Source organism: Prosthecobacter algae (assembly GCF_039542385.1).
Classification (GTDB): Bacteria; Verrucomicrobiota; Verrucomicrobiia; order Verrucomicrobiales; family Verrucomicrobiaceae; genus Prosthecobacter; species Prosthecobacter algae.
The window spans coordinates 225,324-241,329 of sequence record NZ_BAABIA010000002.1 but is presented as its reverse complement, the minus strand read 5'-3'; the positions used below and the strand labels follow the sequence as shown (position 1 = coordinate 241,329).

The following is a 16,006-nucleotide window of genomic DNA, read 5'->3' as shown; positions in this document are numbered from 1 at the left end:
ACGAATCAGGCCGTGTAGTCCACAAAGTCGAGCTTGGCGGCGGGGCTGAAGGGATCGGTGAAGCGGGCGAGGTTGGGGAAGACGGCGCTCATCTGGCCGGGGCTGACGCCGAACCATTTGGCGATGACGGCGGCGTACTGGTCCACGGAGGTGGAGGGGATCCAGCGGCCGCGGTTGCCCTGGACGTCGATGCCGCCATTGACGGTAAGATTCGGGAAGGTGCCGAAGATGCGTTTGCCCTTCACGGCACCGCCCATGACCATCATGTGGCCGCCCCAGCCGTGATCGGAACCGCCTGTGGCATCTGTTTTGTTAGGCGTGAAGGTGCGGGTGAAGTCGGAGGCGGTGAAGGCCATGACGTCATTCCAGAGGCCGGGCACGCTGTTGACGCTGTCGTAGAAGCCTTTGATGGAGCAGGAGAGGAGGCGGACGAGGCGGTAGTAGCTTTGATCGGTGCGGGCCACATCGTTGAGGGTGGGAATCTGGGAGGTGTGGGTGTCCCAACCGCCGAGCTGGACGAAGAAGACCTGGCGTTTGTTTTTTAGCACACTGTTGCCGATGATGAGGCGAGCGACCATTTTCATCTGGCGGGCGAAGTCTTCGGTGAGGCCGTTGATGCCGGTGCCGTTGAAGGCATTGGTGAAAAAGGTGTCGAGTGCGGTGTTGCCTCCGCCGGTATCTGTGACGGCGAGGGCGCTGCCGACGAGGCCTTCGGTGACGCGGGCGTTTTTGGCGACGTTGACATACCCCTGATCGAAGAGGTTGCCGTGGCTCATGGCCATCATCTGCTCGAAGGCGGCGAGACGCCAGCCAGTGTTGTTGTTCTGATAGTTGGAATTGGTGCTGCCCGGGGTGAGGGCTGGATTGTAGCCTGAGAAGGGCTGCAGAGCGGGGTTGGTGAGGCCGCTGTTATAAGGTGAGCCAAAGCCGCTGTAGGAGGAGACACCGGTGCTGCCCATGACGTAGGGCTGCTGCTGAATGCCTTTTTGGAAGCTGTTGATGCCGTTGACGGAGACGCTCATCGAGAGGCTCTCGGGATCGATGTTATGGACGCCATCGAGGATGTCGGCGATGCGGCCACCCCAGCCGCTGGTGAAGGGGCGGTCGGGCACGGAGGACTGCCACTGGACCTGTTGGTCGGAATGGGAGAAAAGCTGGGGTGGCTTTTGGGAGGCGGGCAGGCTGTTGAAATTGGCACGCGTCACATTCGGCTGGGTGAGGGTGCCGACATTGCAGATAAAGGCGAGGTGCCCGGCATCGAAAATGGATTTCAGGTGGGTGGCACCAGGATGCACGGCAAAGCGGTTGCCATTGCCATCGGCCGGGATGTAGCCGGAGGCGTGCTCGTATTCAGAGGGAGGGTTGTCGGGGTTAAGCTGGGTGCCTGCGGCGGTGATGTCGGCCAAGGGGATGGCGATGCCACCGGTGCCGCCTGCATAGGTGGGGATGCCACGACCGCTTTCATAATGACCACGGGCGGTGCCTGCGCCGCCAGAGACGGGGATGAGGATGTTGTTCGTATCCGTGCCTCCATTGAGGAAGATGCAGATGAGGGCCTTGTAGTCGCTGCCGGCTCCCTGGGCGGCGGCTGCGCCGACGAGCTTGAGCTGTGCGATGCTGTTGACGACGCTGGTGACTCCCAAGGAGGCGGCTCCAGATTGGAGCATGAAGTCGCGGCGGTTGGGCTGGCTGCGGTCCGGGGTCTTGCGAAGAAAGGGATTCATGACTCGGAGTAGGGGTGGCGGAAAGGAGGCGGGCGGCGGATCAGCGTGCGCTGAAGGACTGCGGGGAGATGCTGACCAGATAGGCAGCGATGCGGCAGCGGTCCCGCACCTCGTTGTTGTAGTTGGTCGTGTCGGTGGTGAGACGGGTGGTGCTGTAACCACGGTAAACGCCATTGACGACCGACTTGCGAGGGTTGGTGATGCCCATGTTGGAAAGGTCGGCCAGGGAGAGATCTGGAGTCTGTGCCTTGAGCCTGCCGCCGCAGAGGTAGAGATCCAGTTTGTCCACCACGGCCAGGGTGCCGGCGAAGTGGGCGGTGGAGGCATTGGCATTGCCGCCTGCGGCCACATAGGCGGCATTGTAGATGCTGATGATCTCGCTGTAATCGAAGATGAGGCGGTCTTTCTGGAGGGCGGAGCCGGAGGTGTCGTTGCCAAAGTAGCCCGAGGCTTTGGCCCAGTTTGACATCGGGGTGGGATGCCGTTCGGGGGTGACTGTGATGGTGACATTGGCATCGGGCTGGGAGCCTAGCCGGAGGGTGTAACTGTCCGTGTTGGCGGCCTGCGGATTGCCTGAAGTGGTGGCTGAACTTTCGACGACGGAGGTGCCGCCGCTGGTTTCGGAGATGATGACTGAGCCGCCGTCATTGTCCTGGATGGTGACGGCAACGTTCTTGGTGTTGGTGGCTGTGTAACCACCGCCAGAGGGGACATTGGTGATGGTGAAGGCTTCGGTGCCTTCGATGAGGGCATCATCCACGGCGGTGATCTGGACCTTTTGAGGGATGTTCCAGTTGGTGGTGGTGAAGCTGAGGGAGGGCGGTGTGGCCGTCAGGTCAGCGTTGGTGTTGATGGCCATGGCGACCGTGGCGGTTGGCGCACGGCGCAGATTGAGGTAGTAACTGTCCGAAGCGCCGCCTTCGAGGGCGAGCGTGCCATTTTGAGTCTGCAACAGATTCACGTCATTGCTGCCGGTGGGATCGTTGTCTGCCACAAGGACGTTGATGGAGGCGACACCGACTTGGCGATAAACGGTATCTGCGGTGGTGAGGCTGTGGCCGATCTGGGCGATTTCTAGGACTTCGCTGGTGGTGTCGTTGACGGCGGTGACGGTGACCGTTTGCGGAGCGCTCCAGTTGGCGGAGGTGAAGGTGACGCTGGCGGGGGAAACGGTGACCTCGGTGGTGTAGGTACCGATGTTGTTGACCGTAGTCTGAAGATTGACCGTGACTGGCGAGACAGGGGCCTGACTGAGAGCGAGGGTGTAAGTGTCAGTGGTGCCACCTTCGGCGACGAGAGTTTCGCTGCCGGTCTCGGCAATAATCACGCGGGCGGTGCCAGCGGTTTCATTGTCATTGATAGTGACGTTGAGGCTGGGGATGGCGAGATTGCTGTAGTCGGCATCGGTGCTGCTAACGGCGTGATGGATACGGGTGGTGTGGCTGCCTTCCGCGATGTTGTCATCCACGGCTGCGACGGTGACGGTCTGGGCGGTGTTCCAGTTGGCAGGCGTGAAGGTGTAGCTTTGCAGGGCGAGGAAGGAGTTTTCCGTGGCGGTGGGAACCAGGGACTTGGAGACCTTGACCTGGGGGCCTGCATTGCCGGTGAGCTGCACGGGATCCTCCAGATCCACGCCGGGGAAGGTGGTCATGCCGGTGAGGGACATCCAGGTGAAGGTCCACAGGCGGTTCACGCGGGCGACGATGCTGGTCTCAGTGGCGATCTGCATTTCAGGGGCGACGAGGCCAGCCTCTGACATGGCACCGGGCACGCTGTAATCTGGCAGGAACCAGTTGAAGACGCTGGGCGCGCGGAGGGGAGACTGGCCGAGCTGGGAGGAGGTGTCGGCAAAACGGAAGCGGGAGGCATTGGGCACAAACTTGTCCACTTCCGCCTGTGGATAAGGGGTGCTCATGGGGCTGTCCGTGCTGCTGAAGGGGATGGGGACATCGCGAAGGGTGGTGAGGGGGATGCCGGTGTAGCCTTTCAATGCACGGATGACGGCCATGAAGTGGACCATGGGCTCTTTCATGCGGCCATTGCCCACGGTGGTGTCGGCCAGCTCGATGCTGCGGGCTTCGTGATCCAGCATGATGGCCTTGAGCACGCTGCCCAGGTTGCCATTGGTTTGGCGGTAGCGTTCGCTGACGCGGTAGAGGTAGCCGGAGCTGGGATTGGAGGAAGTGAGGCGCTGAATGAGCCAGCGTGAAATGTTGATGGGGGTGTTTTGGTGGCCGTTGTAGCTGCCGGAGGAGGGATTGCCGGCGAGGCAGTTGTGGGCCAGCGTGATGTCGGCCTCCGCCATGGTGTGGCTGGTGCCGTCGGCCGTGGCTGTGACGACTGTCTGGGCAGGGACGAGGGTCTGGCCGTGTTTGCCGGCGAGGAGGGTCTTGGCCCCGAAGTCGTGGAGGGTGGGTGCCGCTGCACTGACGGTGCCGACCTTGCCAAGCACCTTCATCGGATAGATCCAGGGGGCCTGCCACCAGGAGTCGCCACCGCCTTCGCTGAAATTCGTGAAGGTGGTTCCGTTGCCGTTAATTCCCCCAGCTCCGCCCTGAATCTCGATTGTGGGGCTGACGCGGATGTTGGAGGCGGCCATATACATTCCGTTGAATCGTTGAACTGAAGCATTGAGATGGCGGGCACCGTGGCAGAAGCCGGTGAGGACGCGGGCGAGTTCGGTGATGTCGCCATTGTCATAGGTGGGTACGGGGAGTCCATCCTGACCGAGGACGAGGCTGCCATCGGGATGGCGCAGCACCAGGCCGATGGAGAAGAGCTGCATGATCTCACGGGCGTAGTTTTCATCCGGGCTGATGGTGACGCCGCCGCTGATGTAGGTGGCGCGGTTGCGCAGATGGCTGAGGTAGATGCCCATCATGGGGTGGTAGGTGACCTTTTGGAGGAGGTCGCGGTACTTGCCGAAGGCATTGTCGGCCAGCATGTCCCAGTAGGCGGCAGCGCCGTAGTGCTTGCCCTGGACGGTGGCATCGATTTCGGAGATGACGAGGATCTCGCTGAGGGCCTGGGTCATGCGCTGGCGCACCTGGGCCTTGGATTGGAGGGCAAGAGTCCACTGTTCGCGTCGGCGGTTGTTGTGAAAGGGGTGGTTGTTGTTGTAGGTGCCGTTGCTGGTGGTGGAGACGGTGGGATTGCCAAAGGCATCGTAGCTGACTCCATAGGACACTTCGCCGTATTGAGGGTCGTTGCCGCTCCAGAGGGGTTTGTTCCCGCGCAGGACGAACTCTTCATTGTCCGCCGCCATCGTGAGGGTGGTGAGGCTGGGATTCGGGGTGATGGCGGGGTCCATCTGCTTATCCAACCAGTTTTCCAGGCCCTTGAGATAGGTCTGGCCCCCGGTCATGGCGGCATCCACTTCGGCGCGGACTTCGGTATAAAGCTCGGCGGTGGGGCCAAAGGTGCACTGCTCCAGGAAGCGGTAGATATCGCGCTCAATGGCTGCCCCGGCGACGGACTGCCATTCGGGCGAGCCGTAGGCAGGACCATCATGCAGGGCAGGGTTATAGGCGAAGGAGGTGGAGCCGGTGGCTTTGTTGAAGTAGCCGCGGATTTCGCCGGTGGGATTTTCAGCGGTGGTGATGCTGATGTAGAGCTGACCGGCGTGCAGGGCGGTGAGCATGGCCTGATCGGTAAACTTGGTCTGGGCGGCGCGGATCTGCCACTGCTTGCCGGTGACCTGACCGAGGCCGACATTGATGATCTCCAGATCACTGTCCACCCGCAGGTAAGCGGTGTTTTGGGGGGAGGTGAGGTTGCTGAAGGTGAGGCTGATGAGGGCCTCGTCATTGTCCCCCTGAACGAGGGCGGTGGCGATGCCGGTGGCGGTGGTGCTGACGCCTGCCTCCTTGCCCAGGTAGGCGACGAAGAGGGTGCGATTGTCCTCATTGGTGGGATCTGCATCGCGGATGAGGGCGGTGCCGGTGAGGGGCGGGGTGGCGGGGCCGCTGCCGGGCCGAAGGATGTTCAGGGTGAGCAGTTCTGGAACTTCTGGGGTGCTGTCCAGGACGGGATGGACGATCACATCCATCTGGCTGGCCCCAGCGGGCAAGGTGAGAGTGCCGGTGGCGGCACCGGTGATCTGGCCGGAGGGCTGATCCACGGTGAGGGTGAAATCCCCAGAGCTGGCGCTGCCACGGCTGGGGACGGGATTGCCACTGCTGGCATAGGCCAGGGTGAGGGGCATCGCGCTTTTGTCCGCCGGGCGGCTGAGGCGGATGCGGGAGGTGAGGCCTTCCTTTTCCTGGGCTCCGGTGGTGCTGGGGAGGGTGGTGGTGGTGAGTGCGAAGAGGCTGGCAAGCACATCGGCATCGGAGGCGGTGCCACCGGAGGCATTGCCCGGGCTGGTGGCGAGGGCAGGATTGGTGCCGGTGATTCCTTCGGCCCAGTCGTTGATGCCGTCCTCATCGGTATCCTGATCGGACGTTTCCACCTTGTAAAACTTGCGGTTGGTCCCGTCGCCTTTAGGTGTGGTGAACTGAATGGCCGCCCCGGTGCCGGTGAGGGCCGAGCCCTGAGGGGTCCAGACAGGCCCGTTCGGGGAGTCACTGCTGAGGAGCTGGTAGCGTTTGCCCGTGGAGGAGGGGAGCGTGAACCGCACGTCATTTTCCACCAGGGCGGATTCGGAAATGCGGAGGACGTCAGCCGGGTTTCGGGGATCGGTGCCGGCGATGCTTTCCAGGATGTTGCTGCTGCCGTCGCCATCTTCATCGTCACCAGGCAGGAGGCTCCAGGCATTGTGAAGCTGCTGCCAGACATCGCAAACGCCGTCTCCATTGTAGTCCGAAGCGGCTGAAAGCGGCGAGGACAGGGGGAGCAACTGGGAGAGCACCAGGGCTTTCACTGTCATCCAAAGGGGAGCACGGCGCATGATTGAGGGAGAGAGGTTAAAGTGGAGTGAAGCCCGGAAAGACTCACCTGGAACGAGTTGTTTTAACAAAAAGTGAGGAATGCCGTCAATCTCCATTTTTGTTAGGCGGTGCTTCCCGTCTGTGAGGGTGAAAACAGGTCCTTGGGATCTTTCAGATCGAAGGCTTGAGGGTTCAAGGAGTGACGGCGTCCCGCCGTGCACTTGCGGCCAGGCGGGTGCGACACGTGGGCATGAGGGCGAACGGGCGGGCGAGAAATGGGGGTGCCTGGTTGATGGCGGGACGCCATCACGCCTTGAACCGGTTGGCCTGCGAGGGTTCTCGACCTAAGATTCTTGGCGGTGAGTCGTGGGTGGGGAATTTGAACCTTGGGTCTATTTCGTGGTTTGATCGAGGACGGGTTTGAGCGCTTCGGCCCAGACGGCGTAGCCTTTTTGGTTAGGATGCAGGGCGTCTGGCATGATGTCTTTGGAGATGGAGCCATCGGCCTCAAGCCACTTGGAGGTGATGTCGAGGAAGGTAATGCCGGGCTTTTGGCCCAGGGGAGCGAGGCGCTGATTGATGTCTGCCAGAATGGCGCGTTTCGGGTCGGCGGCGGTTTTCCCCCGAGGGAAGATGGCCATGAGGATGACCTGGGCTCCGGGGCATTTGGCCTGGGCCTTTTCGATGATGAGGCCGATGGCTTCGGCGATCTCGGCGGGGGTGTTGTCGCGGGCGTTGACGGTCTTGGCCAAATTATTGGTGCCGATGTGGAGGACGATGGCCTTGGGTTTGAGGCCGTCGAGCTCGCCTAACTGGATGCGTTTCAGCACGTTCTGGGTGCGGTCCCAGCCGAAGCCGAGATTCAGCACAGGACGGCTGCCGAAGAGGGACTGCCAGGTTTCGCTGCCCCGGTTGCCCATTTTGGCCCCATCTGGCAGGCCGCCCCAGAAGTGGGTGATGGAGTCGCCGATGAGGACGATTTCAGGATTGAGGGTGTCTTTGATCTTGAGGATTTCTGCGTGGCGTTCTTCCCAGCCGTAGCCGTCCTTTTCCAGCTTGCTCATGGGCAGGATGGCCGTGTTGACGGAGGTGAGGGTGGGAATGATTTTGGTGATGGCTGCGGCCACTTGCTCGGCCAGACGGTCGTAACCGGGGCTGCTGAAATGGACGTCCTTGGGGTTCTGGAATTTGGCGAGGTCGGGCTCGATCCAGGCGTAGAGATCGTTGATGGTGATGCCGTGCTTTTGCATCACACGAGCAGCGACTTCGTTGCGGGCGACGAGGTCGGCATTGGTGGCGTCGTTCATGCCGCCTTCGGCGACGGGGGTGGTGTTGGCCCAGACGACTTTGGCTCCGGTGGCCTTGAGTTGGGTGGCGAGGCTGTCCAAACGCTGTTCGTAATCGGCCAGGGGAGTCTTGCGGTCATGGATGCCGAAATTGAAATGGATGATGTCCCACTTGCCTGTGCCCAGCCAGACGGGGAGCTTTTTCAGGCCGTTGGCGGTGGGGCCACAGTTTTCCGGGGCGCGGTGCAAATTGGCCACGCCAGCCAGGGCCTTGCGGGTGGCGAGGGTGTAGCCCCGGGAGATGGAATCGCCGATGAGCAGCACGCGCGGCAGCTTGGGGTCGTCCTTCACGTAGTCCCAGGCGGTGACTTTGCCGGCCAGCTTTTCAGCCTGGTAAATGGGCAAGTAAAAACCCATGCCGAGGTTCTGCTCCAGCACGGTTTCCCAGGCCTGCTGTTCGGGAGTAAGGGTGGCTTTCCACGCGGCGAATTTTTCGGCGTTGATCTTCTGGTCGGCGGCCTTTTTCTCAGCGGCGGCTTTTTGCGCGGCTGCCTCCGTGGCGTTGGTGGGCTCAGCGGCAGGGGCGCTGAAGGCGAGCAGAAGGAGGGCGGGGAGGAGACGGAAAAGAGGGCGCATTGGAAGGCGGAGTTTACGGAAGATTGGCAATGGGTCTTGCCCGTGTGTTTTTACAAGGGGTGGTATGGAGCATTGCTAGTATATGGAGGGAATAGGTGCCTCGCCCTTTCAGGGCTTTTGATGCAAGGGGAGTATTGTCGGGATTTACCCAGGGCGTTGCCCTGGGCTTTGTTGTGCCACCCCTTTGGGGCTGGGAGCGGCTGGAAGGAATGGGCGGGACACTTTGCGAGCAGCGAGGTTAGTTTGCAGGCACAAAAAAGAGGGACGTCTTGCGACGTCCCTCCGTGATTTTTTCGAGGCTGTTGCCGGGGGCGATTACTGCCCTGGGCGCCAGTCTTCGGTGGCGAACTTGAAGGCCTGCTCGAGACCGACGAGGTCGGTGCTTGGGCGGAGGGCTTCGAAAGCTTGGCTTTCCTTCTGGATTTCGGCTTCGCTGTAGTTCATGGCCTTGATGGAGAGACCGACGCGGCGCTCCACTTTGTCCACCTTGATGACGCGGGCTTCGACTTCGTCGCCGACGTTGATGACGTCCTTGACCTTGGCCACATGATCTTCGCTGAGCTGGGAGATGTGAACCAGACCGTCGATGTCGCCTTCGAGTTCCACGAAAGCGCCAAAGGAGGCGATCTTGGCGACCTTGCCCTTGACGACGTCGCCGACTTTGAAGCGGCCGTCGATTTCGGACCATGGGTCGGTCTCAAGCTGCTTCATGCCGAGGCTGATGCGCTGGTTGGCCTTGTCGATACCGAGCACGGTGGCTTCCACTTCCTGGCCCTTCTTGAGCATTTCGGAAGGATGGTTGACCTTGCGTGTCCAGGAGAGGTCGGACACGTGGATCATGCCGTCGATGCCTTCTTCCAGTTCCACAAACGCACCGTAAGCGGTGAGGTTGCGGACCGGACGGGTCATCGTGGTACCGATCGGGTAACGAACGTCGATATCGTCCCAAGGATTGGTTTCGAGCTGGCGGACGCCGAGGCTGATCTTGCGCTCTTCCTTGTTGATGCCAAGGACGCGAGCTTCGATTTCCTGACCGACCTGAAGGACGTCGGAAGGACGGGCGATGCGCTTGGTCCAGGAGAGTTCGGAGACGTGAACGAGGCCTTCGACGCCTTCTTCCACTTCGCAGAATGCACCGTAAGCGACGAGCTTGGTGACCTTGCCACGAACGGTCTGGCCAACAGGGTAACGGGCTTCGATGTTTTCCCAAGGATTGTTCTGGAGCTGCTTGAGGCCCAGGGAGACGCGCTCTTTCTCGCGGTTCACTTCCAGGATGACGACGTCCAGGCGCTGACCGATGCCCACCATTTCGGTAGGATGGTTCAGGCGGCCCCACGACATATCCGTGATGTGGAGGAGACCGTCCATGCCATTGAGGTCCACAAACACACCGAAGTCGGTGATGTTCTTGACCACGCCGACGACTTTGTCGCCAGGGTTGACGGAATCGAGGAACTTCTGGCGCTGTTCGGCGCGCTCGGCCTCGATGACTTCGCGGCGGGAAAGGACGATGTTTTTGCGGTCGTCGTTGATCTTGACGATCTTGAATTCGAACACCTTGCCGACGTACTCGTTGAGATCCTTCGGCGGGATGATGTCGATCTGGCTGCCTGGGAGGAAGGCTTCGACGCCGACGTTGACCATGAGGCCACCTTTGACGACGGATTTGACCTTGCCTTTGACGAGCCCGCCATCGCGGAACACGGAGGCGATTTTTTCCCAGTTCTGTTTGTAGGCGGCCTTTTCCTTGGAGAGGACGACCATGCCTTCATCGTTTTCGAGACGTTCGAGGAGGACTTCGACTTCGTCGCCGACCTGGATGTCGTCATCTTCAAACTCGTTGGCGGGGATGGCGCCTTCGGATTTGTAACCGATGTCCACGAGGACGATCTGCGGTTTGATTTCGAGGATCCGGCCTTTAACGATGGATCCTTCGGAGAGTTCACGGAAGGATCCTGCGATCATCTCCGCGAGAGTAGCTGCGCTCATGTATGTTTTTCGGGTTAGGAGTGTTCTGTTGATAACCGAACACGGCCTCCCACTCCTGAGGGCTGCGTCGGGCTGATGTCCCGCGCGGCCAGAGGGCCACCGGACAAAAGGGCCGCCATATTCGGGGGAGATCGCGGAATCGCAAGGGGAAAGACGGGCCTAAAACGCCGCATGAGCGGAATTCCCGCCCTCCGGGGCTCGCCTTGCAGGGAGGTTCGTCTGCCTCCGGCAGGGGGCAATCTCGCTAGCGTTTGGTCACCTCATCTCGGCTGCAACCCCGGGAGGGAACTGATTACAGTGTCTTTTTGTTAGAGAGCAGCTCGGCTTTGAGTTCCTGAATCTTGGCGTCGGCCTGGTCGATCAGGGGATCAAACATGGGGATCTCCTTGGCGTTTTGCCCCTGTTCGTGCTTTCGGAAGCCGAAGAGGTAGGTCTCGTTCTGGGGGCGCCAGCGGTTGAAAAAGAGTTCGTCTTTTTTCAGGACTTCTTTCTGGAGGCCGCCGAGTTCCGCCTCGGAGATCTGGGGCGGGGTGAGGCCCAGGCCCTGGACGAGCTTGGTGCTGAGCTTTTGATAGCCTTCGCGGGTGTAGTGGACGCCGTTTTCGGTGAGGGGCTTGGCGGTCTGGCCGGGTTTGGGCATGCCGCCCATGAGCTCGAACCAGTCCACGAAGTAGGTGTTCTGGGAGCCGGCGAATTTGCGCAGGGCATCGCGGAAGCTGGAAAGATTTTTGTTGGCATCCGTTAGGTCGGGCATCGGCGGTGGCAGATTTTCCAGAGGTGGCGGTGTGGCGATGATGACGCGGACGCCGGGGGCCTGCTTGCGGATAAGGGCGAGGAGATTGCGGTAACCCGTGAGGAAACGAGGGAGATCGCTGAGGCCTTCGAAGGCCATTTCAGAACCGTAGCAGAGTAGCACGACGGTGGGTTTCAGCAGTTCCAGGTGCTTGGCCATGCGCTCGAGGCCCTCTTCTGGGGGGCCGAAGTAAGAGCGGGCGTGGCCGTAAACGGTATCGCCACTCCAGGCGAGATTGCGGATCGTCACTTTGGTTTCGCCAAGGGCGAGGGCCAGTCGGGGCTCAAGGGTGGCGTAGCGTTGCTCGCGCTCGATGACGGTGTTGCCGATGAGGACGAGGCGGTCGCCATCCTTAAACGCAAAGGCTGCTTTCTCAGCGGTAGCGGCGGCAGGGGCAGCCGGAGGTGGAGTCGTGTCCTGGGCGAGGAGGTGCGTCCCGCTGCAAAGGCAGGCCAGGGCGGCGGTGAGGGTGGCGGTCCGAATCATGCGGCCCGTATTGGAGATGATGCGGCGCGGGATGTCCAGAGGGGAATGATGAAGGGCATGCGCTTGTTTAAGCGAGGATGCCTTTGATCACATGGCCGTGGACGTCGGTGAGGCGGCGGTCAATGCCGTTGTGGTAGTAGCTGAGGCGTTCGTGATCCAGGCCCAGTAGGTGCAGGATGGTGGCGTGGAAATCGTAGATGGTGGTGACCTTTTCGACGGCTTTGTGACCCAGCTCGTCGGTGGCTCCGTAGCTGACGCCGGGCTTCACACCAGCTCCTGTCATCCAGACGGTGAATCCCTGGGGATTGTGGTCGCGGCCGCTCGCGCCTTTTTGAAAGGTGGGCATGCGGCCAAATTCCGTACACCAGACGACGAGGGTGTCTTCCAAAAGGCCGCGCTGGCGGAGATCGTGGATCAGTGCAGCAGCAGGTTGGTCAAAGATGGGCGCGTGTTTGTCATACTGCTCCTTCAGCTTTCGGTGACCGTCCCAGTTGCCGATGCCTTCGCCCATGGCATAGGCTCCATTGTAAAGCTTCACGCAGCGGACGCCGCGCTCCAGCAGGCGGCGTGCGAGGAGGCAGTTTTTCGCAAAGCCGCTTTTGACGGGATTGGGATCATCCACGCCGTAAGCTTTTAAAGTGGTGGCGGATTCTTTGGAAAGGTCGCTCACCTCCGGCACGGAGAGCTGCATCTTGGCGGCGAGTTCGTAACTGGCGATGCGGGCGGCGAGTTCCGTGTCACCGGGGAATTTTTCCAGGTGCTTTTCATTGAGGAACTTCAGGACATCGCGAGAGGCGAGGTCGCTGGCGGCGGAGACTTTCTCAGGCCGAGCGAGGTTGTAAATAGGGCGGCTGGAATTGAAGGCAGTGCCCTGAAAGACGGCAGGAAGGAAACCATTGCCCCAGTTGTTTACGCCTGCCTGGGGGACGCCGCGCGGATCCGGGATGGCGACATAGGCGGGCAGGTTTTCTGCTTCGGAACCGAGGGCGTAGCTGACCCATGAGCCGAGGCTGGGGAAGCCATCGAAGATGAAGCCGGTGCTCATCTGGTTTTCCGCCGGGCCATGGGTGTTGGACTTGGCCGTCATGGAGTGGATGAAGGTGAGGTCATCCGCCATGGAGGCGAGGTGGGGGAAGAGATCGGATACCATCTTGCCGGTCTGGCCGCGAGGCTTGAAGTCGTAGAGCGGTCTAACCAAGTTTCCGTTTTCGCCCTGGAAAGTGAGGAAGTTTTCTTTGGCCCCTGGCATAGGTTTGCTATCCATGCGTAGCAACTCGGGTTTCCAATCCCAGGAATCCAGGTGGCTGACGGCCCCGGAGCAGAAAAGAACGAGTACGCGCTTCGCCTTGGGCGCAAAGTGAGTGCTGCGTGCGCCGAGTGGGTTGGAGGGATCAATGGCCGGGCGGATGGGCCTCGTACTGGCCAAGGAGGTGTTTTCGCCTAGCAGGGTGGCTAGGCCTAGGCCCGCTGCACTGGAGAGAAAGTTGCGGCGGTTCAGCAGACCCAGGCCGTGGGTGGAGAGAGGCGCAGTCATGGCACAAAAATGAATTCGTTGGCATTCAGCAGCACGCGGCAGAGGGCGGGCAGGCCGTGCTCTTGGATGAGGGATTCACACACGCGTACTTCATCGGAGGAGGGCGGACGCTGGGTGGTGAGGGCAAAGGCCCGCTGGATCTGCTGGGCTGGTGTCTTGCCTGCGTCTCGTTCCAGGCGGGTGGCGAGGATTTCGGCCTGCTGATTGACAAAGCCGCTGTTGAACAGGCTGAGGGCCTGGATGGCCGTGGTGGAACGGGGGCGCTTTGGCTGGGACTGGCCGGCATCGGGACAGTCGAAGCTGCCAAAGGTGGAGTCCTGCGCCACGCGGACCTTGGTCATGTAGATCATACGTCGCCAGTCGGCGGGGCCGAAGTCGGCCTTGGGGTCGTACACACGAACGTAGTTGTTGTTAGGTGCGAAGGCGCTGTAACCGGGGCCGCCCATTTTGAGATCCAGTGTGCCTGAGACGGTGAGCATGGCATCCCGGAGGGCCTCTGCCTCCAGGCGGCGGGGCGGGAAACGCCAGAGGAGCTGGGTTTGCGCATCTGCCGTTAGGCCATCCTGGCGTGGGGCACTGCTCTGTCTCCAGGTCTTGCTCATGACGATGAGTTTTTGCATGTGCTTGATGCTCCAGCCGCTGCGGATGAATTCGGTGGCGAGCCAGGAGAGCAGTTCCGGGTGTGTGGGTAGAGCTCCATTGCGGCCAAAGTCGTTCGGCGTGTTGACGATGCCTTCGCCAAAATGGTGCTGCCACAGGCGGTTCACTAGCACACGGGCAGGCAGAGGATTGGCAGGATCAGCGAGCCATTGGGCCAGGGCGATGCGGCGTTTTTGTTCGGGCAGGTTTTTGTCTAGGGTCAGAGGGGCTCCCAGCGCGGAGACCGCTCCGGGCGAGACTTCTTCCTTCGGCTGGGTGACATCTCCTCGGTTCAACCGGAACGAGGGGGCAGCAGGTTCAAACCGGCCTGCATAGACCATTGGGCCTGTCTTGGCCGTGCTGAGTTTGCTTTCCAAGGCATTGACTTCTCCTCTGGCCTCATGCCAGGCAGATACCTTGCTGGCATCTTGCGGCTCTGGCTGAGAGAGGCGGGCTTTGGGGCCTGGATAAGGCAGGCGATCTTGTGAAGCTGCAACGAGCTGCCAAGTGCCATCGGCGCGAGCGATTTCGACGCGATACTCCACAGGCAAGCGATCGTTGAAGTCATCCAGCCGGTCCCGGCCCCAGACGATGGCTTCGATGCTTTCCGTTTTGGGGAATTCCACCTGCACCCAGCCTGCTCCTTTCGTCTTGCTGATCCAACTGCGGTCATTGCCATATTGGCCGTCGTTGAGATGGATCAGGCGATGTTTGCCACTGTCCCAACTTGGCGAGGCAGTGACCTTGGCCCCTTGTCCAGTGAGGGCGATGTTTTGCCCGGCGGTATTGTAGATTTCCAGTTCGTCAAGGCAGGGCTCGTAGCGGTTGTTCTCTGAAGTGGCCAGGACGGTGAAGCGCAACTTTTGAGTTTGGACCGTGGTAAAGCGGTCAATGTTGCGGTGGGTGTGAATTGGAGGTCGCGGTGAACTTGCGTTAGCCAGTGGTTCAAACTGGATCAGCCGATGAGTCGCTTTGGCTAGACGTGGCAGCAGGGTGGCGTTTTCTTCCTCATACTTTCGTGTCTCGGCTGACTTCAGCGGACGCTCCCCATGACGGACGCCTGAAAAGATGGCCTGCAGGCCATAGTAGTCCGCTTGGGATACGGGATCGAACTTGTGGTCATGGCAGCGGGCGCAGTGCAGGGTGAGGCCCAGAAAAGCGCCACCGGTGACGCTGACCATGTCATTGAGTTCATCCTGACGGGCCTTGGCTTTGGACTCTTCATCTTTGCCGATCTGGCCGGGAAGCAGGGCGGCGCTGGCGACGATGAAACCCGTAGCGGCATCTTTCCCCACGGTGTCTCCGGCGAGCTGTTCCAGGATGAATTGGGGATATGGGGTATCTTCATTGAAAGCCTGGATCACGTAATCTCGATAGGGCCAGGCATTGGGGCGTGGGGTGTTTACCTCAAATCCATGGGTTTCCCCAAAGGCGATGACATCTAGCCAATGGCGTGCCCAGCGTTCGCCATAACGAGGCGAAGCGAGCAGGCGATCCACCAATTTTTCATAAGCCTTGGGATCGTTGTTTGCGGCGAAGGCTTCGATTTCTTCGGGAGTTGGTGGCAGTCCGTGCAAGATGAGGTGAAGCCGGCGGATGAGGGTCCGGCGATCGGCTTCTGGAGACAGGTGAAGACCTTTTTCGGCAAGCTTGGCCGCGATGAAGGAATCCAGGCTGCCTTGCTGAGGCGGCAGTGGTTTGAAGGCCCAGTGGTCGCGTTTGTCCACGGTCTTGGCCGTGTCCACACCTTCAGGCCACATGGCTCCTTCATTGATCCAGCGGGTGAGCAGGCCCACCTCGGCGGTGGACAGCCTTTCCCCTTTTGGAGGCATCCGGGTGTCCTCGTCATCTGTGGTGATGAACTGGATGAGCGGGCTCTCTGGGGCTTTGCCGGATACAATGTTAGGCGCATGGGAGTCACCGCCGCGCAGGGCATCGGCCTTGATGTCCAAACGCAGGCCGGATTTTTGCTTGTCCGGCCCATGGCAGGAGTAGCAGTGTTTTTCCAGAACCGGGCGTATCTCATGGACAAAGTCCACGGGTGCGGCGGT

General features: G+C 60.8%; 7 protein-coding genes. All 7 read right to left on the bottom strand.

What is annotated here, in order from left to right; genetic code table 11:
• Positions 1–5 precede the first annotated feature (5 nt).
• Positions 6–1,724: a DUF1501 domain-containing protein gene (locus ABEB25_RS04440; RefSeq protein ID WP_345735175.1), complete on the bottom strand. Its 1,719-nt coding sequence runs from the start codon at positions 1,722–1,724 to the stop codon at positions 6–8.
• A 40-nt stretch (positions 1,725–1,764) separates the two neighbouring features.
• Positions 1,765–6,612, bottom strand: a complete 4,848-nt coding sequence (locus ABEB25_RS04435) for a DUF1800 family protein (RefSeq protein ID WP_345735174.1) — start codon at positions 6,610–6,612, stop codon at positions 1,765–1,767.
• Between the two features lie 372 nt (positions 6,613–6,984).
• Entirely contained in the window at positions 6,985–8,514 is a 1,530-nt protein-coding gene (locus ABEB25_RS04430) for an SGNH/GDSL hydrolase family protein (RefSeq protein WP_345735173.1), read from the bottom strand.
• A 315-nt stretch (positions 8,515–8,829) separates the two neighbouring features.
• Positions 8,830–10,503 carry a 30S ribosomal protein S1 gene (gene rpsA, locus ABEB25_RS04425; protein WP_345735172.1) on the bottom strand — a complete coding sequence of 558 codons (1,674 nt, stop codon included), beginning with the start codon at positions 10,501–10,503 and terminating at the stop codon, positions 8,830–8,832.
• Positions 10,504–10,795: 292 nt separating this feature from the next.
• Positions 10,796–11,782, bottom strand: coding sequence for a GDSL-type esterase/lipase family protein (locus ABEB25_RS04420; protein WP_345735171.1), 987 nt, complete (start codon positions 11,780–11,782; stop codon positions 10,796–10,798).
• 67 nt (positions 11,783–11,849) lie between these two features.
• On the bottom strand, positions 11,850–13,316 hold the full coding sequence (locus ABEB25_RS04415) for a DUF1501 domain-containing protein (protein WP_345735170.1): 1,467 nt from the start codon (positions 13,314–13,316) through the stop codon (positions 11,850–11,852).
• Positions 13,313–15,994, bottom strand: a complete 2,682-nt coding sequence (locus ABEB25_RS04410) for a PSD1 and planctomycete cytochrome C domain-containing protein (RefSeq protein ID WP_345735169.1) — start codon at positions 15,992–15,994, stop codon at positions 13,313–13,315. Before ABEB25_RS04410 ends, ABEB25_RS04415 begins: the two co-directional genes overlap by 4 nt.
• Positions 15,995–16,006: the final 12 nt, after the last annotated feature.